General features: G+C 66.4%; 18 protein-coding genes. 6 read left to right on the top strand and 12 right to left on the bottom strand.

Annotated features, from left to right (window positions below; translation table 11 throughout):
• Positions 1–4: 4 nt before the first annotated feature.
• From KDJ86_RS13560 to KDJ86_RS13525, 8 genes are all read right to left on the bottom strand, one after another.
• Positions 5–1,102, bottom strand: a complete 1,098-nt coding sequence (locus tag KDJ86_RS13560) for an ABC transporter permease (protein ID WP_291746726.1) — start codon at positions 1,100–1,102, stop codon at positions 5–7.
• Entirely contained in the window at positions 1,092–2,678 is a 1,587-nt protein-coding gene (locus KDJ86_RS13555; RefSeq protein WP_521085290.1) for an ABC transporter ATP-binding protein, read from the bottom strand. Before KDJ86_RS13555 ends, KDJ86_RS13560 begins: the two co-directional genes overlap by 11 nt.
• Before the next feature lie 7 nt (positions 2,679–2,685).
• Positions 2,686–3,678: a xanthine dehydrogenase accessory protein XdhC gene (gene xdhC / locus KDJ86_RS13550; protein ID WP_291746724.1), complete on the bottom strand. Its 993-nt coding sequence runs from the start codon at positions 3,676–3,678 to the stop codon at positions 2,686–2,688.
• A complete protein-coding gene (gene xdhB / locus KDJ86_RS13545; RefSeq protein ID WP_291746721.1) occupies positions 3,678–6,008 on the bottom strand; it encodes a xanthine dehydrogenase molybdopterin binding subunit in 2,331 nt (776 codons plus the stop codon). The genes xdhC and xdhB overlap by 1 nt, the downstream gene beginning before the upstream one ends.
• A gap of 1 nt (position 6,009) precedes the next feature.
• Positions 6,010–7,482, bottom strand: a complete 1,473-nt coding sequence (gene xdhA / locus KDJ86_RS13540; protein ID WP_291746719.1) for a xanthine dehydrogenase small subunit — start codon at positions 7,480–7,482, stop codon at positions 6,010–6,012.
• Between the two features lie 8 nt (positions 7,483–7,490).
• On the bottom strand, positions 7,491–7,832 hold the full coding sequence (gene uraH / locus KDJ86_RS13535; RefSeq protein ID WP_291746732.1) for a hydroxyisourate hydrolase: 342 nt from the start codon (positions 7,830–7,832) through the stop codon (positions 7,491–7,493).
• Between the two features lie 202 nt (positions 7,833–8,034).
• Positions 8,035–9,231 (bottom strand): MFS transporter, encoded by a 1,197-nt coding sequence (locus KDJ86_RS13530; RefSeq protein WP_291746715.1) that lies wholly within the window; start codon positions 9,229–9,231, stop codon positions 8,035–8,037.
• A complete protein-coding gene (locus KDJ86_RS13525; protein ID WP_291746712.1) occupies positions 9,228–9,965 on the bottom strand; it encodes a TerC family protein in 738 nt (245 codons plus the stop codon). The genes KDJ86_RS13530 and KDJ86_RS13525 overlap by 4 nt, the downstream gene beginning before the upstream one ends.
• Positions 9,966–10,121: 156 nt before the next feature.
• On the opposite strand from KDJ86_RS13525, the gene KDJ86_RS13520 reads away from it, so the two are divergent.
• The 3 genes from KDJ86_RS13520 to KDJ86_RS13510 are packed head-to-tail and all read left to right on the top strand — an operon-like array spanning position 10,122 to position 12,264.
• The gene (locus KDJ86_RS13520) at positions 10,122–10,559 is read left to right on the top strand and encodes a YeeE/YedE family protein (RefSeq protein ID WP_291746708.1); all 438 of its coding nucleotides are present in this window, start codon (positions 10,122–10,124) and stop codon (positions 10,557–10,559) included.
• Positions 10,559–11,038 (top strand): DUF6691 family protein, encoded by a 480-nt coding sequence (locus KDJ86_RS13515; RefSeq protein WP_291746705.1) that lies wholly within the window; start codon positions 10,559–10,561, stop codon positions 11,036–11,038. Before KDJ86_RS13520 ends, KDJ86_RS13515 begins: the two co-directional genes overlap by 1 nt.
• Positions 10,990–12,264 carry a UbiH/UbiF family hydroxylase gene (locus KDJ86_RS13510; RefSeq protein ID WP_291746702.1) on the top strand — a complete coding sequence of 425 codons (1,275 nt, stop codon included), beginning with the start codon at positions 10,990–10,992 and terminating at the stop codon, positions 12,262–12,264. Before KDJ86_RS13515 ends, KDJ86_RS13510 begins: the two co-directional genes overlap by 49 nt.
• On the opposite strand, the gene KDJ86_RS13505 is transcribed toward KDJ86_RS13510, so the two are convergent.
• Complete coding sequence (locus KDJ86_RS13505) at positions 12,212–13,174, bottom strand: AEC family transporter (protein WP_291746699.1); 963 nt, start codon at positions 13,172–13,174, stop codon at positions 12,212–12,214. The two genes, KDJ86_RS13510 and KDJ86_RS13505, sit on opposite strands and share 53 nt — an antisense overlap.
• Positions 13,175–13,361: 187 nt before the next feature.
• On the opposite strand from KDJ86_RS13505, the gene hspQ reads away from it, so the two are divergent.
• Positions 13,362–13,694, top strand: a complete 333-nt coding sequence (hspQ, locus tag KDJ86_RS13500) for a heat shock protein HspQ (RefSeq protein WP_291746729.1) — start codon at positions 13,362–13,364, stop codon at positions 13,692–13,694.
• A gap of 30 nt (positions 13,695–13,724) precedes the next feature.
• Here hspQ and KDJ86_RS13495 read toward each other — a convergent pair whose 3' ends face one another.
• Both KDJ86_RS13495 and KDJ86_RS13490 read right to left on the bottom strand, forming a co-directional pair.
• Entirely contained in the window at positions 13,725–14,357 is a 633-nt protein-coding gene (locus KDJ86_RS13495; protein ID WP_291746697.1) for an invasion associated locus B family protein, read from the bottom strand.
• A gap of 22 nt (positions 14,358–14,379) precedes the next feature.
• Positions 14,380–15,027 carry an invasion associated locus B family protein gene (locus tag KDJ86_RS13490; RefSeq protein WP_291746694.1) on the bottom strand — a complete coding sequence of 216 codons (648 nt, stop codon included), beginning with the start codon at positions 15,025–15,027 and terminating at the stop codon, positions 14,380–14,382.
• A gap of 260 nt (positions 15,028–15,287) precedes the next feature.
• Here KDJ86_RS13490 and KDJ86_RS13485 point away from each other — a divergent pair, with 260 nt between their 5' ends.
• Together KDJ86_RS13485 and KDJ86_RS13480 are read left to right on the top strand one after the other, a co-directional pair.
• The gene (locus KDJ86_RS13485; protein ID WP_291746690.1) at positions 15,288–17,132 is read left to right on the top strand and encodes an extracellular solute-binding protein; all 1,845 of its coding nucleotides are present in this window, start codon (positions 15,288–15,290) and stop codon (positions 17,130–17,132) included.
• Entirely contained in the window at positions 17,129–17,779 is a 651-nt protein-coding gene (locus KDJ86_RS13480) for a DsbA family oxidoreductase (RefSeq protein WP_291746688.1), read from the top strand. The genes KDJ86_RS13485 and KDJ86_RS13480 overlap by 4 nt, the downstream gene beginning before the upstream one ends.
• A 9-nt stretch (positions 17,780–17,788) precedes the next feature.
• On the opposite strand, the gene KDJ86_RS13475 is transcribed toward KDJ86_RS13480, so the two are convergent.
• On the bottom strand, positions 17,789–18,496 hold a 708-nt coding region (locus KDJ86_RS13475; RefSeq protein WP_367116809.1), incomplete at its 5' end, for a TRCF domain-containing protein.

Raw genomic sequence — 18,496 nt, 5'->3', positions numbered from 1 at the left:
GCCCTCAAGCATGTCCATGCGTCACCTCCCCCGCCTGGCGTCGCCGGGCTGCAACGAAGCGGACCCGGTAGAAGATGAAGGTGTCGCAGGTCAGCACGAAGAAGAGCAGCATGCCCTGGAAGACCCGGGTGATCTGGTCCGAGACGCCGAGCGAGATCTGGATGCCCTCGCCGCCGATATAGGAGAGCGCCAGCAACAAGCCGGCGAAGAAGATGCCGATCGGATTGAGGCGGCCGAGGAAGGCCACGATGATCGCGGTGAAGCCGTAGCCGGGCGAGACCGAGGTTCGCAGCATCTCGATCGGGCCGGCGACCTCGCAGATCCCCGCCAGGCCGGCAAGGCCACCGGAGACCAGGAAGGTGAGAAGCACCATCCGGTTCTGGCTGAAGCCGGCAAAGGCGGCGGCGCGCGGCGCCTGCCCGAGCACCGAGATCTGGAAGCCGGTGATCGTCCGCGACAGGACGAACCAGGCGACGACCACCGCGATCAGCACGAAGACGAAGTTGAGCTTGACGTCGTCGCCGAGGATGGTCGGCAGCAGTTGCCAGCCGTCGAATTCACGGCTGTCCGGGAAATTGTGACCTTCCGGGTTGCGCCAGGGACCCCGCGCCAGCCAGTCGAGGAAGAACTGGGCGACGTAGACCAGCATCAGGCTGGTGAGGATTTCGTTGGTGCCGAAGCGGATCTTGAGCAGCGCCGGGATCGCGCCGTAGAGCATGCCGCCGGCGATCCCCATCAGCAGCATGACCGGCAGTACCAGCGGGCCGTTCCACTCGGGCACCAGGATCGTGAAGACCGAACCTGCGATGGCGCCCGCGACGAGCTGGCCCTCGGCGCCGATGTTCCAGTTGTTGGAGCGGTAGCAGAGCGACAGGCCGATGGCGATCAGGATGATCGGCGTCGCCTTGATGAGAAGGTCCTGGACCGACCACCAGGCGGTCAGCGGCTCGATGAAGTAGATATAGAGCGCCTCGAAGGGATCGACGCCGATCGCGAGGAAGACGAAGAAGCCGGTGATCACCGTCAGCGCGATCGCCAGGATCGGCGACAGGAGTGCCATCGCCGAGGAGCGCTCGGGACGCCGGATCAGCTCAATGCGCATTGTCGCCGCTCCCCTGCCCGTCCCCCGAAATGCCGGTCATCAGCAACCCGATCTCCTCCCGCGTGATCCCGCGCGCCTCCCGGGGTTCCGACAGCCTGCCGTGCGAGATGACCGCGATCCGGTCCGAAATCTCCAGAATCTCGTCGAGATCCTGGCTGATGACGAGGACTGCCGAGCCGGCACGGGCGAGATCGACCAGCGACTGGCGAATGGTCGTCGCGGCACCGGCATCGACGCCCCATGTCGGCTGCGAGACGACGAAAACCCCCGGGTTGCGGTCATATTCGCGGCCGACGACGAATTTCTGCAGGTTGCCGCCGGACAGAGCCGCGGCTTCCGGATCCGGCGTTCCCTTGCGGACGTCGAAGGCCTCCGTAACCCGGCCGACGATCGAGCGCGCGCCGAGGAAATTGACGACGCCGGACCGCACCAGCCCCTCGCGGGTGCCGTTTCGCGTCAGGACGACGTTCTCCGACAGGCGAAGCCGGGGCACGGCGCCGTGGCCAAGCCGCTCCTCCGGCACGAAGGCGGCGTTGAGGCGGCGCCGGGCGTTGACGCCCCTTAGCCGGCAATCGACACCGTCGATCGCGATCGAGCCGGTCGCGGCGGTGACTTCCCCCGAAAGGACGTCGAAGAGCTCGTCCTGCCCGTTGCCGGCGACGCCGGCGATCGACACGATCTCGCCGCCCCGTACGTCGAGCGAGATGTTGTCGAGGGCGACGGCGAAGGGATGCGGCCTGGGCTGGGATACGTTTCGGAGGGATACCCTGACCGGCGCGGTCTCGGGAACCGGTTCGGGCGCGGTGAGCTGCCTCACCTCCTCGCCGACCATCATGCTGGCGAGGCGCGCCGCGGTCTCCTGCTGCGGATCGCATTCGGAGACGATCTTGCCGTGACGCAGGATCGTCGCGTGATGGCAGATGGCGCGGACCTCCTCCAGCCGGTGGCTGATATAGAGGACAGAGCACCCCTCGGACGCCAGCCGCTTGAGGGTGACGAAGAGGTCGTCGGCCTCCTGCGGCGTCAGCACCGACGTCGGCTCGTCCATGATGATCAGCCGCGGTTCCTGCAGCAGACAGCGCACGATCTCGACCCGCTGCCGCTGGCCGACCGAAAGATCGGCGACGATCGATTCCGGATTGAGCGGCAGGCCATATTCCGCCGAAACCCGGCTGATCATCTCCCTGAGCCGGTTGATCGGCCCGGCGCCCTCGATCGCAAGGGCGATGTTTTCGGCGACGGTCAGGGCATCAAAGAGCGAGAAATGCTGGAAGACCATGCCTATGCCGAGCCGCCTGGCGGCCGCCGGATTGGCAATGACGACCGGCTGCCCCTGCCAGCGGATTTCACCGGCGGTCGGCTGGAGGACGCCATAGAGCATCTTCACCAGGGTGGATTTGCCAGCGCCGTTCTCACCGAGCAGGGCATGGATTTCGCCCGGCATGATCGCAAAATCGACACTGTCGTTGGCACGCAGCGCCCCGAAATCCTTGGTGATGCCGACGGCCTCAAGCGTGGCGATGCCTTCGGCGCGCCTTGGCGATCTCTCCTGCCTGGGTTCCGGTTGCGTTTCCACGTCGAGGTTAACCTACCTGCCTTCCCGGCGGACGCAAGGCGCCAGGGTCCCGCGCCGCCTCCGCTTTCATGGCTTCGTCGCGCTCCAGCAGCTGGGCCGCCGTGGCGGCCGCGATGACCGCCGGCGCCTTGGAACGGATATCGCCGATACCGATCGGGCAAACGAGCTGGCGGATGCGCTCGATGGGAACGTCCCCCGCGGCCAGCCGTTTCTCGAAGCGCGCCCGTTTGCTCTTCGAGCCGATCAGCCCGACATAGGGAAAGCGGCCGTCCGACAGGGCCGCCTGGACGAGAGCGAGATCGAGCTGGTGGCTGTGGCTCATGACGAGCACGAACGAACCGGGAATCGCCCCGGCGAAAGCCCCGGCCGGCTCCCCGAACGTTCTCGGCGCCACGTTGGCCGGCACGTAAGCCGGAAAGGCATCAGGCCGCGGATCGAACCATGAGACCGCGAAGGGCAGCGGGGCGAGCGCAAGCACCAGTGCCTTGCCGACATGCCCGGCACCGAAGAGAAGAAGCGGCCGGCGGGCGTCGCCGAAGCCTTCGACAAGCGCGCCGCCGGCAAGCATCGCCGTACCAGGCTCAAGCGGTTCGTCGCTGAGCCCGCGCTCCAGGCTCCCCCTGCCGACGAAGCGGCCGGTGACCGCGAACGGTCCCCTGGCCTCCCGACCGGCAAATCCAGCGACGACATCCCGGTCGGCTTGGTCGAAGACCTCGATGACGAGATCGACCTGGCCGCCGCAGCACTGGCCGAGCTCGGGTCCCAGCGCGAAGCGCCGCCTTTCCGCCGGTGACCCCCGTTCCAGCGCGGCCTGGGCGAGCGCGATCGCCCGCCATTCGAGGGTGCCGCCGCCGATCGTTCCGGAGAAGGTGCCGTCGCGGTTGACGATCATCCGTGCGCCGGCCTCGCGCGGCGCCGAGCCCCTGGTCGCGGCGACCGTCACCATTGCCGCGCCGCCGCGTCCGTCGATCGCCTCGAGGAGCCGGCGCCAGGTCAGCATCACGGATCCCCGGCTCCGGTCGCCCTGATCGCCCGCATGATCGCCTCCGGTGTCGCTGGCGCGTCGAGACGCGGCATGACCGCGGGCTTGAGGCTGATGATCGCATCGAGGATCGCGGAGAAGACGGACGTCGCCAACATCAGCGGCGGCTCGCCGACCGCCTTGGAGCGGTAGATGGTATCGGCCCGGTTGCCGCCCGACTCGTAGAGCGCGACGCGGAAGTCTTCCGGCACGTCGGACGCGGTCGGGATCTTGTAGGTCGAGGGTGCGTGGGTCATCAGCCTGCCGGCCGAATCCCAGACCAGTTCCTCGGTGGTCAACCACCCCATGCCCTGGACGAAGCCGCCTTCGATCTGGCCGATGTCGATCGCCGGATTGAGCGACTTGCCGACGTCGTGGAGGATATCGACGCGATTGACCCGCATCTCGCCGGTCATCGTATCGATCGTCACCTCCGAACAAGCGGCGCCATAGGCGAAGTAGAAGAACGGCTGGCCGGTGGCCTTCTCCCGGTCCCAGGTGATCTTGGGCGTCTTGTAGAAGCCGGTCGAGGAGAGGGATACGCGGTTGCGGTAGGCCAGTTCCGCGAGCTCGCCGAAGTCCATCGCCCGGTTGCCGATGATCACCTTGCCTTCGCGGAACTGGACGCTGTCGCGGCCGACGCCCCATTCCTGCTCGATGAAATCGAAGAGCCGCTCCTTGATCGCCCGGCAGGCGGCCATGGCGGCCTGGGCGTTGAGGTCGGTCCCGGCCGAAGCCGCCGTCGGGCCGGTATTCGGCACCTTGTCGGTCGCGGTCGCAGTGATCTTGACCCGGTCGAGCTCCTGGCCGAACTCCTCGGCGACGACCTGGGCGACCTTGACGAACAGCCCCTGGCCCATCTCGGTGCCGCCGTGGTTCAGGCTGATCGACCCGTCGCGATAGACATGGACCAGCGCGCCGGCCTGGTTAAGGTGCATCAGGGTGAAGGAAATACCGAACTTCACCGGGGTCAGGGCGATGCCCTTCTTCAGGACCGGGCTGGAGGCGTTGAACTCGGCGAGCGCCCTGCGCCTGTCGCGATAGTCGCTGGTCCTCTCGAGCTCGTTGACGATCTCGGGAAGGATATTGTCCTCGACCCGCATGTTATAGGGCGTGCGATCCCGCCCGGCGCCGCCGTAGAGATTCGCCTTGCGGACATCGAGCGGATCACGGCCGACCGAATAGGCGATATGGTCGATCATCCGCTCGGCGAAGAGCTTGCCCTGCGGGCCACCGAAGCCCCGGAAGGCGGTGTTCGACACCGTGTTGGTGCGCATCCGCCGGGCGAGGATCCGCACCGTCGGGTAGAAGTAGCCGCTGTCGGCATGGAACATCGTCCGGTCGACAACGCCGAGCGAGAGGTCCTCCGAATAGCCGCAGCGCGCGGCGAAGGTGACGTCGACGCCGCGGATGCCGCCTTCGCGGCTGAAGCCGACCTTGTAGTCGACCCGGAAGTCGTGCCGCTTGCCGGTCATCATCATGTCGTCGTCGCGGTCGAGCCGTATCTTGCAAGGACGGCCGGTCTTGCGCACGCCGAGCGCCGCGATGACCGCCCACTGCGTCGCCTGGCTCTCCTTGCCACCGAAACCACCGCCCATCCGGCGCACCTCGACGGTCACCGCGTTGGAATCGAGGCCGAGGACATGGGCGACGACGTGCTGGACCTCGCTCGGATGCTGGGTCGAGGAATAGACATACATGTCGCCATCCTCGCCGGGGACCGCGAGCGCCACCTGGCCCTCGAGATAGAAATGCTCCTGGCCGCCGATGCGGAATTCACCGCCGAGCTGCCGCGGCGCCGAGGCGATCTCGTCCTCGGGCGTGCCGCGCTCGAATGTGTAGTCCGGCAGCACGGTCGAATCCGCGACGACGGCGTCATCGACGTCGATCATCGGCATGCCCGGCGCGGTCGCCGCCCTGGCGAGCCTGGCGGCGCGGCGCGCCTGGTCCCGCGTCTCCGCCAGCACAACGAAGAGCACCTGGCCGTAGAACATGATGCGTTCCGGCGTGATGACCGGCTCGTCGCCGATTCCCTTCGGGCTGGCATCATTCGCGCCCGGAATATCGTCGGCGGTGAGAACATCGACGACGCCCGGCGCCTTCCGCACCGCATCAAGGTCGAGCTTGGTCACCCGGCCGGCGGCGATCGGCGCATAGCCCGGCGCCGCGTGGAGCGTACCGGCGGGCGTCCGGATGTCGTCGACATAGACCGCCTCGCCGGTCATGTGCTTGGCGGCGCTGTCGTGCGGCTTCGGCTTGTGGACGACGGCGGGCGGCGGACTGCCCTTGACGATGTCACCGAGATCCATGTCAGGCCACCACGCGATGGCCGACGACACGGGTCCGGTTCGAAGCCGTTCCAGCCGCCTCGATCAGCGCCTTGCCGAGCAGGGCATGCGCCGTCTCGTTGCGATAGCGGACGCTCGCCCGGTGATCGCCGATCGGCGAAAAATCCTCGCGCAGCGCCGCGAAGGCGCGCGACCACGCCCGGGAATCGCGGAGCAGCGTGCCGGTCAGCGCCTCCTCGGCCTGCTTCGCGCGCTTCGGTATCGCCGCCATGCCGCCATAGGCGAGACGCGCCTCGCTGATCTTGCCGTCGTCATCGACGGTGAAGCGGAAGGCGCCCATTACCGAGGAAATGTCCTGGTCGAAGCGCTTCGACACCTTGTAGCAGCGGAAGATGTGGCTGGCGTTCATCTTCGGCACCAGCAGGCCGATCACCATCTCGCCGGGCTCGCGGTTCTGCTTGCCATAGTCGATGTAGAATTCCTCGACCGGCATGCTGCGCACCCGCCGTCCCTTGCGGAGCTCGACGGTCGCGTCGAGCGCGATCAGCGCCGGGGGCGAATCCCCGATCGGCGAGCCGTTGGCGACATTTCCGCCCATCGTGCCGCACGCCCTGACCTGCTTCGAGCCGAGCCGCCGCAGCAATTCGCCGAGATCGGGGTCGAGCTCCCTGAAGAACGGCTCGACCTGGGCATAGGTCGCCGCCGCGCCGATCAGCAGCTCGTAGCCGGTATCGCCGATGTGATCGAGGCCGCGAACCCGGCCGATATGGATGATCTTGGGCAGGTCGCGGAACTGCTTGGTGATCCACAGCCCGACATCCGTCGCCCCCGCCACGATGGTCGCGTCCGGGTGCTGCTCGTAAAGATCGGCGGCCGCCTCGATGCTCGCCGGGGCCGCGAAAAACCGGTCGGAATCGCCAATGAAGATGTCCTCGTTATCCGACAGGAAGCCGATCAGGCTTTCCGTGTCGGCCGAGGCGGTCGCAAAGCGATCGGTCGGCGGGGACCGGCAGACCTTCACGGCGGCGTCGACGATCGGGCGATAGCCGGTGCAGCGGCAAAGGTTACCGGCGATCCAGTCGTTCACCTCAGGCCGCGATACGGCCCGCCTGCCGGAATGGTAGAGCGTGAACAGGCTCATCACGAAGCCCGGCGTGCAGAAGCCGCATTGCGAGGCATGCGCGTCATGCATCGCCGCCTGGACCGGGTGGAGTTCGCCATCGCGGTCGGCGAGATCCTCGACCGCAACCACCTCGCAGCCGTCCACCTGTCCAAGAAGCTGGATGCAGGCATTGACCGGCTCATAGGTCAGCTTGCCGTCACGGATGCGGCCGAGCGCGACGGTGCAGGCACCGCAATCGCCCTCCCCGCATCCCTCCTTGGTGCCGGTCGAGCCCTCAACCTCGCGGAGATAGTCGAGAAGCAGCGCGGTCGGCGCAATGTCGCGCAGTTCGACCATGCGCCCCTTGCGAATGAAACGGATCGAGTCACGCATGACGCGCTTCAGCTTCCCCGGTAGGTTGTATAGCCGAACGGCGAGAGAAGAAGCGGCACGTGATAGTGCTCGTCGGCCGCGTCCACGGTGAACCGGATCGGAATCACGTCCAGGAAAGACGACTCCAGCGATTGCGCGCGCAGGTATGCCCCGGCATGGAAGCGCAGCTCAAACGTGCCGCTCACGAGGCTTACGCCGTCAAGCAGCGGTTCGTCGACGCGACCGTCGGCATTGGTGGTCGCGACGGCGACACACTCCTCGGTCTGGTCAAGCCGGAAGAGATCGATACGCATACCCGCGGCGGGCCGTCCAAGCGCGGTATCGAGAACATGTGTCGTTAATTGCCCCATAGCTACACCCGACTCTACGCGGCTCCACCACGGGCCGTGGCTGGCCAATGCGGCGCCGCCAGAAATCACGGACTGCCTTGCAACAATGGATTATGCCCAAAACCCGATCAAACGCTAATTTTCATCACGCTGCCGGCAAATGCGGCACCCGCGCGCCCGTGGTCGCCGACGGACTCCCGGCTCGAAACAGACCGGTACCTCGTTACCCACGGCGGAGCTGGCCGGCAAGAAGCGTGCTCAGGACCACCAGTGGAAGAATGGTTGCGAACCCTATTCTGAGGCCCATCCCCTCGGATGTGAAGCCGACCATCATCGGCCCGACCAGCGAGCTGGAATAGGCGAAAAAGGCAAGGGCCGCGACGTTCGTCGCCGGGGACCGGTCGGTGCGGGCCGTCGCCGCTCGAATCGCCAGCGGAAAGCCGACCGACACGCCCAGCCCCATTGCGATGAATCCCGCCATCGCCTGGCCTATCCCGTCCGCCGTAACCGTCAGCACGATCCCGGCGACGGCCATTATGCCAAAGGACCTCGCAAGGACCACGCCGCCAAAGCGGTCGGACAGCGGATCGCCAAGAAACCGGCCGATGGCCATGAAGAGCGCCAGCATCCCGATCGTCAGGCCGATCGTTCCCGGCGAAGCCCCGAGGATGTCCCTGAGGAAGACGCCGCCCCAGTTCCGCGAAACCTGCTCGACCATCACCATCCCGAAGACGAAGAAGCAAAGGCCGAGGAGCGACAGGGACGGCAGCGCGAAGGCCGGCCGACGTTCGGGGCCCTCGACCATCGGACCGAGCCGCGGCAGGGCGCGCGCGATCAGGATTCCGATGGGGAGCGAGGCCACGGCTACGATCGCGAGATGCGGGCCCGTCGCCACGCCCAGTTCCGCAATCCCGCCGCTCATCAGCGACCCGACCATCGAACCGACACTCCAGAACCCGTGGCAGGTGCTCATGATCCGGCGGCCGAAGGTCGTCTCGATCCGCGCGGCCTCGACGTTCATGGCGACGTCCGTCAGCGCGAAGGTGGCTCCCATCACGAAGAGCGCCACGAAAAGCGAAACCGCGTTCGGCGCCCAGCCGGGAAAGACGGCGGAAACGCACAATGCCGAGATCGACAGCAGGATCGTCCGCCGCGGCCCAAGCCATTCGATCACAGGCCCGGAAACGCCAATCCCGAGGAACATGCCGAGCGGCAGGCCCGCCAGGGCCAGCGCCAGGTCGCCATGCCCCAGTCCCAACGCCGTTTCGACATCGGGAATCCGGGGAAGCCAGTTGGCAAGGATCAGCGCCTGGACGAAGAACACCGCCATGATCAGATGGGCGGGGGACAGGAAACCGCGGTCCGAAGGGACAAATTCCTCCCTGTTGGCCGCGATGGCCTCGCCGGTCTCGTCTGTCATTTCGCCCTTTTCCGCCGGTTTCGGCCGGCTACGACATTAAGCAGCTCGACGATCGCCGAGAATGCCATCGCCGCGTAGAGATAGCCGCGCGGGATATGAAAGCCGATCCCGTCGGCAATCAGCGCAATGCCGATCATCAGCAGGAAGGCCAGTGCCAGCATCCGGGTGGTCGGATGCCGTTCGATGAATCCCGCCACCGGCCCGGAAGCCAGATACATGATCGCGATCGCGATCACCACCGCCGCGACCATGACGCCGACGTGGTCGGCCATGCCGATCGCGGTCAGGATCGAATCGATCGAGAAGACCATGTCGATCACCGCGATCTGGGCAACGATCATCCCGAAGCTGGCATAGACCTTGGTCGCGGTGGCGGTCTCCTTGTGCCCGCCGCCTTCGACATCCTGATGGATTTCGACCGTCGCCTTGTAGAGAAGGAAGGCGCCGCCGACGACGAGGACGATATCGCGCCACGAAAAGCCCTCCCCGAGGATCGTGAAGACCGGCGCGGTCAGCCCGATCAGCCAGAAGAGCGAGAAAAGCAGGATGACCCGGAAGATCAGGGCCAGGCCGAGGCCGATCTGCCGGGCCCGCTTGGCCTGCTGCTGCGGCAGCTTGCCGACGATGACGGAGATGAAGACGATGTTGTCGATGCCGAGAACGACCTCCATCACCGTCAGCGTCACCAGACTCGCCCAGATGGCCGGGTCGGCGACCCAGTCGAAAGCAATCATTCCGCACTCCAGTGAATCGGCCCAACGGCAAGAAATTGTCGGACCCGCGCGCGATTGCAAGCTCCAACCAAAAACAAGTCCCTACGTAGAATGGATTTGTTTGACCGCAACCGGGGCAGGCGGAGAATTGCGGGACGTTCTGGTGGAGTCCCGTCCATGGAAAATTTCACGCCGCTGACCGCCACGATAGGTGGCGTCCTGATCGGCCTGTCCGCAACCCTGCTATGGGCCTTTAACGGCCGCACGGCCGGCGTTTCGACGATCTTCGGCGCCATGTTCCCCCGCAGCCCGGGGGACGTTGCCTGGCGCCTGGCCTTCCTCGTCGGCCTGCCGCTCGGCGCGGGTCTCGGCGCCGCCTATGGGCCGGACCTCTTCGCCGAGCTGCCCGACGCGTTGCCCGAGGTCGGCCTCGGTCCGGTCGCCCTGGTCGCGGCGGGCCTGCTGGTCGGCGTCGGAACCCGCCTCGGCAACGGGTGTACGTCCGGCCACGGCATCTGCGGTCTCGCCCGCCTGTCGCCACGCTCGTTCGTGGCGGTCGGCACCTTCTTCGCCACCGCCGTGGCGACGGTCTTCGTGATGAGGCACGTCCTCTGATGCGTCGCTCTGTTATCGCCATTGCAGCGGCTTTCGGCAGCGGCATCATCTTCGGCCTCGGCCTGGCCATCGCCCGCATGATCGATCCGCAGAAGGTCAGGGATTTCCTCGATTTCGCGGCAATCCCCGACGGCGGCTGGGATCCGAGCCTCGCCTTCGTCATGGGCGGCGGCGTCCTCGTCGCTTTCGTCGGGCTGAGGCTCAACCGCGTCTTGGCCAGGCCGATCGTCGCGCCGGCCTTCCAGACGACGGCGAAGACGCGGATCGACAGCCGGCTGGTCGGCGGCGCCGCGATCTTCGGCATCGGCTGGGGGCTGTCCGGATTCTGCCCCGCCCCGGCCATCGCCAACCTCGGCATTGTGCCGCAGTCGGTTATGCTCTTCGTTGCGGCTATGCTGGCGGGATCGTGGTTGACGGGTGAGATCGCCGAATGGGCCAGGAAGCCGATGACTCCCAAGCCGCAAGCCGTCGCCGGGTAGCCGGGACGACAACGGACGTCGACATCCTCGTCGTCGGCTCCGGACCGGTTGGCCTGGCGGCGGCGCTGCATCTCGATTCGCTTGGCTATGACGTCGCGGTTGTCGCGCCGGCCGCACGGCCCGACGACCACCGTACGGCGGCGCTGCTGGCCGGCTCGGTGTCTTTTCTCGAGGAACTGGGTGTCTGGCCGATCGTCGCCGACCAGTCCGCGCCGCTTCGCTCGCTCCGCATCGTCGATGCGACCCGGCGGCTGATCCGGGCGCCGGAGGTGCTCTTCCACGCCAGCGAAATCGGCCTCGACGCCTTCGGCTACAACATCGCCAATGCCGTCCTCACCGGCGGGCTCGACCGGCTCAACGCGGACCGGGGCATCACCCGCATCGCCGCGAGCGTCGAAAAGGTCGCCGTCGACGACGACGGCAACGTTGCAGCCCGGCTCGACAATGGCGAGACGATCACCGCGCGGCTGGTCGCGGCCGCGGACGGGCGCCGCTCGCGCATCCGCGACGGCGTCGGCATCAGGGTCCGGGAATGGCGCTACGATCAGTCGGCCCTGGTGACGAATATCAGCCACGAATTGCCGCACGCCGATACCTCGACCGAGTTCCACACCGAAAACGGCCCCTTCACCCTCGTGCCGCTGCCCGGCAACCGCTCCAGCCTGGTCTGGGTCGACCGGCCCGCGGCGGCGAAGCGGCGCGTCGAGATGCCGGCCGCCGCCCTCGCGGCGGAGATCGAGGCGCGATCGGAGTCGATTCTGGGCAAGGTGGCGCTGGACGGCCCGGCACAGGTATTCCCGCTATCCGGCATGGGCGTCGCCGCCTTCGCCGCCCCTCGCGCCGCGCTGCTCGGAGAAGCCGCCCATCTCTTCCCGCCAATCGGCGCCCAGGGCCTGAACCTCGGCTATCGGGACGTGGCGGCCCTCGGCGATGCCCTGGCGGGTCCGGCCGCCGATCCCGGACGGGCGGACGGGCTGGCCGCCTATGATCGCGCCCGCCGCGCCGATATCTACACCCGCACCGCCGCCGTCGACGCCCTGAACCGGACGCTTCTGACCGGCTTCCTGCCGGTGCAGGCCATGCGCGGGCTGGGGCTCTTCCTGCTCGACCGGGTGCCCGTGCTCCGCCAGGCCATCATGCGCCAGGGCGTCGCCGCGCCGTTGCCACCGACCGCTAGCGGAACGGATCGACCGGCAGGTCGTCGCTCAGCAAAAGAACCAGCGTGACCGACAGGGTGACGATCGAGGCCACGGTTCCGTAGTAGACCGCCGCGGCGGCACGCCGCTCGTATGTCGCGTATTGCCTGGCAAGGGCGAGGACATTCGCCGCCGGCGGCAGGGCCGCCATCAGCACCGCGGCGTAGACCCAGATGATGTCGAAGCCGCCGATCCAGCTGAGGAGCAGGTAGACGATCAGCGGGTGGACGACCAGCTTGACCAAGAGGATCACCGGGGTTTCCGGCGCGAGGCGTCCGCGCGACATCTGGACCAGCCCCGCGCCGATCGAAAACAGCGCGACCGGGACCGCCGCCGATCGCAAGACGTCGAGGAGGCTGGTGACCGGCCCCGGAAGCGGCAGACCGGCAACCGAGAAGAGAACGCCAAGCACGGTCGCGATGATTACCGGGTGGGTGGCGACCCGCCTGCCGATGGAGCGCGCCATCGACCGGCCGTCGGTGCGGCTGGTGCCGCCCAGCGTCATCATCAGGGGCACAAGGGCGAACAGCATCATGCTGTCGAAGGTGAAGATCAGCGCGGTCGGCGCCGCCGCCAGCGGCCCGAAGGCCGCGACGGTCAGGGCCGGCGCCATGTAGCCGATATTCGCGTAGGAGCCGACCAGGCCCTGGATGGTCGCTTCGGGGACGTTGCCGCGATTGACCAGCGCGCCGAAGGAGAAGGCGATGGCGAAGGCGCAATAGGTCGCGAAGGTGGTGGTCAGGAGGAAAGACCAGCTCGGCAGGTCACGGAAGGACGTTTCGGCCACGAGCTGGAAGAACCAGGCGGGCAACGCGAAGTAATAGACGAAGAGATTGAGGCCCGAGACGCCCTGCGCCGGCAAGCCAAGCCATCTTGCCGCGCTGAAGCCGGCCGCGATCAGCCCCAGGAAAGGCAGGATGATCGACAGGAACTGACTCATGGCCGTCGGGCTTCCGGATGCCCGCCCCCGGGGCTCGGACTGATTGGCAGCAGAAACAGCCCGGTGCCTAACCGGTTAGCTGGAAACGGTCAATCTCCTTGCCATCCTCGAGCGCGACCGCGGGCCTGTTGACACGACGGCGCGGCCGTGGCCCATAGCGCCGATGACATCGAATATGCCGTCCCCCATCGACAGTGCCCGCGAGGCGCGATTCGCCATCGGCCAGATCGTTCGCCACCGGAAGTTTCCATTCCGGGGCGTGATCTTCGACGTCGATCCGGTCTTCAACAATACCGAGGAATGGTGGCTGGCGATCCCGGAAGACATCCGGCCGACCAAGGACCAGCCTTACTATCACCTGTTCGCCGAGAACGACGAAACGGAATATGTAGCCTATGTCTCGGAGCAGAATCTGCTGCCGGACGACTCGGGCGAGCCGCTGAGGCATTCGCAGATCAGCGAATTCTTCGCCACGCGCGACGGCGACATCTACATCGCCCGCGATCGCGACTTCAACTGAGCCGCGACCGCCGACTGGTCCGACGGCGCGCTACTGGCCGCCGTCTTCCTTGGCCTGCTGCTCCTTCAGCCGCTTGCGCTCTTCGGCGATGCGCTGCTGCAGGGCCTTGTTGAGGTCTTCCTGGCGCTTGGCCATGGCCGAAGGGTCGAGGCCCTCGCCGTCATAGGCCTTGGTGAACCCGGCCAGGGTGATCGGGAAGCTGACCGGCTTCGCCTGGGCATTCATCACCGTGATGGTGAGCTGGCCGCCCTTCTTCAGCGACGCGATGAAATCCGCATTGACCTCGAGTTCGCCGTAGCAGGCGTTGGGCAGGCAGATGCCGAAGGGAACCTGGGTTTCGGCGCCGTCGTCGACCTTCGCCCGCAGCCCCGGCTGGATGAGCATGCCGGGCGGAACCGCCAGAACGAAGGCCTTCTTGTCCTGGCCGGTCATCTCCCTGATCGCCGCCGAGGCGATGAACTGACCGGTTTCGGCCTTCACCTCCTGCATCGTCAGGCAGAGCTTCTGCTGCTCGTTATTCGGGTTCTTGTTGCATATCTTGGCCCACTGCGCGGTGGGAACCGCCGGAGCCTCCGCGTCCTGTGCCGCGGCCGCCATCGGCAGGCCGACCACGAGGGCCGCCAGCGGCGCCAGGCACTGCCATTTTGCAAAGGTAACCTGCATATCTTTCTTGTCTCCCGGCCTGCTACTGCGCCGCGCCTTCCTTGGCCTGCTGCTCTTTCAGCTTCTCGCGCGCCTTGGCGGCACGGTCCTGAAGCGCCTTGGTCAAATCCTCCTGGCGCTGGGCGAGCCCGGCCGGATTGAGACCTTCGCTGTCATAGGCCTTGGTGAACCCGGTCAGGGTAAGCGGAAAACTGACCGGCTTGGCCTGGGCATTCATCGCGATGATGATGAGCTGGCCACCCTTCTTCATCGAATTGACGAAGTCGGAATCGACCTCGAGCTCGCCGTAACAGGCATTCGGGAAGCAGACGCCATAGGACAGTTCGTACTGCTTGCCGTTGTCGATCTGGGCCCTCATCCCGGGCTGCAGCAGCATGCCCGGCGGCACCGCGACGACGAAGGACTTCTTGTCCTCGCCGGTGACCTCCCTGACCGTCGCCGAGGCGATGAACTGCCCGTTGTCGGCCGTCACCTCCTGGATGGTCAGGCAGAGTTCCTTGCCGTCGCTCGGATTCTTGTTGCAGATCTTGGCCCAGGGCGCATCCGGAGTAGGCCCGGGCAGTCGCTGGGGTTCTTCCTGGGCCGCGGCCCCGATTGGCGCGCCGATCGCGAAAACCACGACCGGTAGGAGGCGCTGCCATCTCGAAATATTGAATTGGAGATTTGCCATTTCTCGTCCTTGGCTCGGTATCCCGCCGCGTCGGTCGCGGTAAAATCGGCTCGTGTCCCCTCGCGACGGTCAGTGGCCGCCAAATGAGGCGACTTGTTGACTGGCCGCGGCCATTCCTTAGCCCGCCTGACCGTCATTTTCCAGCGGCGCGGCCGTCGTCATCCCAAAATCGCCGCTCCGATCGCCGATCGCGGAAGCTATGCTAGGATCGCGGCCAGTTTCCATACGAATCCCCGCTCGAAACGATTGGCTAGCCGACCATGTCCGCCACCATCATATCGATTGCCCTGAAGCGCCGTGTCGCAACCGTCATCGCCGCAGCCCTCGGTCTCGGGCTGATGCCGCAGCTCGCAGCGGCGGAGCCGGCACACGGCATCGCGATGATCGGCGAACCGGCGCTTCCTCCGGATTTCACCCACCTGCCCTACGTCAATCCGGACGCGCCGAAGGGCGGCAGGATCACCTATGGCGTCGTCGGAACCTATGACAGCCTGAACTCCTTCATCGTCCAGGGCGGAACGACGTCTTCGCGCGGCCTGCGCGATCCGGTCTTCGGCAACCTGGTCATCGAGAGCCTGCTGACGCGGAGCGCCGACGAGCCCTTCACGCTCTACGGGCTGCTGGCCGAAACCGTCGAGACGCCGGAGGACCGCAGCTGGGTCGAATTCACCCTCAACCCGGACGCGAAATTCTCCGACGGCGAGCCGGTCACCGTCGACGACGTGATCTTTTCCATGGAGATCCTGCGCGACAAGGGCCGGCCGAACTACAAATACTATTACGGCAAGATCGACAGCTACGACCGGGTCGGCGACCGCGGCATCCGCTTCAATATCGCAAGCGCCAAGGACCGCGAATTGCCGCTGATCCTGGGTCTGATGCCGATCCTCCCCAAGCACGCGACCGATTCCGAGACCTTCGACAAGTCGACCCTCAAGCCGCCGATCGGCAGCGGCCCCTACACCATCGCCGAGGTCGGCGCGCCCAATACCATCCTCTTCAGGCGCAACCCCGACTATTGGGCGAACGACCTGCCCGTCCAGAAGGGCCAGTACAATTACGACGAGATCCGGATCGACTATTATCGCGACGCGAACGCGATGTTCGAGGCCTTCAAGAAGGGACTCTATCAGATCAATCCCGAGGGCGATCCGGCGCAGTGGAACACGGCCTACGACTTTCCCGCGGTCAATGACGGCCGGGTCATCAAGGAAACCTTCGATACCGGAACGCCGAAGGGCATGTCGGGTTTCGTGTTCAATACGCGGCGGCCGATCTTCGCCAATGTCGCCGTCCGCCGGGCGCTCGCCAAGCTGTTCGACTTCGGCTGGGTCAACAAGAACCTCTATTACGAGGCCTTCGACCGCGCCGCCGGCTATTTCAACGATTCTGAGCTGTCCTCGATCGGCATTCCGGCGAGCGACCGCGAGAAGGCGCTGCTCGCCCCCTTCCCCGATGCCGTCGCGCCGGAGGTGATGGACGGGACCTATCTCCCCGCCTCGAGCGATTCGTCCGGCGCCGACCGCAAGGTGCTGCGCGAAGCGCTGTCGGAGCTCGAGGCCGCCGGCTATGAGCTCCGTGACAGTGCCTTGATCGATACCGCCACCGGCAAGCCGCTGGCCTTCGAAATCCTGGTCACGACCAAGGAGGACGAGAAGCTGGCGCTCGCCTACCAGCGCACGCTCTCGCGCATCGGCATCAAGGCCTCGATCCGCAACGTCGACGCCTCCCAGTACCAGCTCCGGCGGCAGACATTCGATTTCGACATGATCCGCAACACCTGGGGGGCGTCGCTCTCGCCCGGCAACGAGCAGAGCTTCCGCTGGAGCCAGGCCGCCGCCGACCAGGAAGGCTCGTTCAACTATCCCGGCGCAAAGGTGCCGGCGATCGACGCGATGATCGAGGCCATGCTTGCGGCCCGTACCCACGACGACTTCGTCGCGGCGGTACGCGCCCTTGACCGCGTGCTGATCTCCGGCTTCTACGTCGTGCCGCTCTTCTATCTGCCCGACCAGTGGATCGCCCGCTGGAATGTTATCGGGCGCCCCGAACGGACCGCGATCACCGGGGCCAGGCTCGAGACCTGGTGGCGCGTCGCCGAATGACCGAGGCAGCCCTCGCCATCGATGTGATTTCCGACGTCGTCTGCCCGTGGTGCTATCTCGGCAAGCGCCGGCTTGACCATGCGATCGAGATGCTGCCGGGCTTCGATGTCACGGTTCGCTGGAAACCGTTCCGGCTCGATCCGACCATCCCGCCGGAGGGAATTCCCCGCCAAGCCTATCTCGAAGGCAAGTTCGGCGGCCTCGAGGCGGTTCGGCCGATACACGAACAGCTTGCCGATCTCGGCCGGATCGAGGGGATCGACTATCACTTCGATCGCATCACCCGCTCGCCGGACACGACCGACGCCCATCGCGTCATCCGCTGGGCCGCAGCCGCCAACGCGCAGAGCCACATCGTCGAGCGCCTGTTCATGGCCTATTTCACGGAAGGCCGCGACATCGGCGACCCCGCCGTGCTTGCGGAGGCGGCCGACGAGGTCGGCCTCGACGCGACCCTCATCGTGGAGCAGCTCGATTCCGACATGGACCGCGCGACCATCGCGGCGGAAATCGACAACGCCTACGAGATCGGAGTGACCGGCGTGCCATGCTTCGTCGTCGACGGGCGCTACGCGATCATGGGCGCGCAGGAGACGGAGACGCTGGCCCGGGCCCTTGTCGATATCCAGGCCGAGAGGGCGGCCTGAAAGTCGGATTCACGCCGCCGCCTTCTCGCCCTCCTCGGCAAGCCGGGCGAGCAGGATCAGGAGGGCAGCGGTGCCCTTCAGGCGGTCGGCCGGATTGTCCCAGTCGCGGATGACCACGACCTTCTGGTCGGGCCTGACCTTGGCGAGGGTCCCTTCCTTGGCGATCCAGGCGATAAGACCCGCCGGATTGGCGAAATTGTTGTCCCGGAAGGTGACGACGGCGCCCTTCGGCCCGGCGTCGACCTTCTCGACATTCGCCCGCCGGCACAGGGCCTTGATCGTCACCAGCTGAAGCAGATGCTCGACCTCCTCCGGTAACGGCCCGAAACGGTCGATGAGTTCCGCCGCGAAGGCCTCGATCTCGGCCGAGTCCCGCAAATCCGCCAACCGCCGATACAAGCCGAGACGAAGCTGGAGGTCCGGCACGTAAGGCTCTGGAATCATGATGGAAGTGCCGACCGTGATCTGCGGCGACCACTCGCCGTCAGCCTCGACCTCACCGGTCTTCAGCGAGGCCACCGCCTCCTCGAGCATCTGCTGGTAGAGCTCGTAGCCGACCTCGCGGATGTGGCCGGACTGTTCCTCGCCGAGCAGGTTGCCGGCGCCGCGGATGTCGAGGTCGTGGCTGGCGAGCTGGAAGCCGGCGCCGAGGGTATCGAGCGACTGGAGCACCTTCAGCCGTCGCTCGGCGGTGGGCGTCAACGTCCGCTCCGCCGG

It is taken from the genome of Bauldia sp., assembly GCF_020442045.1.
GTDB lineage: Bacteria > Pseudomonadota > Alphaproteobacteria > Rhizobiales > Kaistiaceae > Bauldia.
The sequence above is the reverse complement of the archived record's forward strand: the minus strand, read 5'-3'. Positions and strand labels throughout refer to the sequence as shown.

Coding starts and splice junctions, on each gene's coding strand:
- KDJ86_RS13490 (WP_291746694.1), bottom strand. CDS start 15,027: ATGGCAAATCTCCAATTCAATATTTCGAGATGGCAGCGCCTCCTACCG.
- KDJ86_RS13495 (WP_291746697.1), bottom strand. CDS start 14,357: ATGCAGGTTACCTTTGCAAAATGGCAGTGCCTGGCGCCGCTGGCGGCC.
- xdhC (WP_291746724.1), bottom strand. CDS start 3,678: ATGCTGACCTGGCGCCGGCTCCTCGAGGCGATCGACGGACGCGGCGGC.
- KDJ86_RS13525 (WP_291746712.1), bottom strand. CDS start 9,965: ATGATTGCTTTCGACTGGGTCGCCGACCCGGCCATCTGGGCGAGTCTG.
- KDJ86_RS13505 (WP_291746699.1), bottom strand. CDS start 13,174: ATGAGTCAGTTCCTGTCGATCATCCTGCCTTTCCTGGGGCTGATCGCG.
- KDJ86_RS13485 (WP_291746690.1), top strand. CDS start 15,288: ATGTCCGCCACCATCATATCGATTGCCCTGAAGCGCCGTGTCGCAACC.
- uraH (WP_291746732.1), bottom strand. CDS start 7,832: ATGGGGCAATTAACGACACATGTTCTCGATACCGCGCTTGGACGGCCC.
- KDJ86_RS13530 (WP_291746715.1), bottom strand. CDS start 9,231: ATGACAGACGAGACCGGCGAGGCCATCGCGGCCAACAGGGAGGAATTT.
- xdhB (WP_291746721.1), bottom strand. CDS start 6,008: ATGGATCTCGGTGACATCGTCAAGGGCAGTCCGCCGCCCGCCGTCGTC.
- KDJ86_RS13510 (WP_291746702.1), top strand. CDS start 10,990: ATGGGCCAGGAAGCCGATGACTCCCAAGCCGCAAGCCGTCGCCGGGTA.
- KDJ86_RS13515 (WP_291746705.1), top strand. CDS start 10,559: ATGCGTCGCTCTGTTATCGCCATTGCAGCGGCTTTCGGCAGCGGCATC.
- KDJ86_RS13560 (WP_291746726.1), bottom strand. CDS start 1,102: ATGCGCATTGAGCTGATCCGGCGTCCCGAGCGCTCCTCGGCGATGGCA.
- KDJ86_RS13520 (WP_291746708.1), top strand. CDS start 10,122: ATGGAAAATTTCACGCCGCTGACCGCCACGATAGGTGGCGTCCTGATC.
- KDJ86_RS13480 (WP_291746688.1), top strand. CDS start 17,129: ATGACCGAGGCAGCCCTCGCCATCGATGTGATTTCCGACGTCGTCTGC.
- xdhA (WP_291746719.1), bottom strand. CDS start 7,482: ATGCGTGACTCGATCCGTTTCATTCGCAAGGGGCGCATGGTCGAACTG.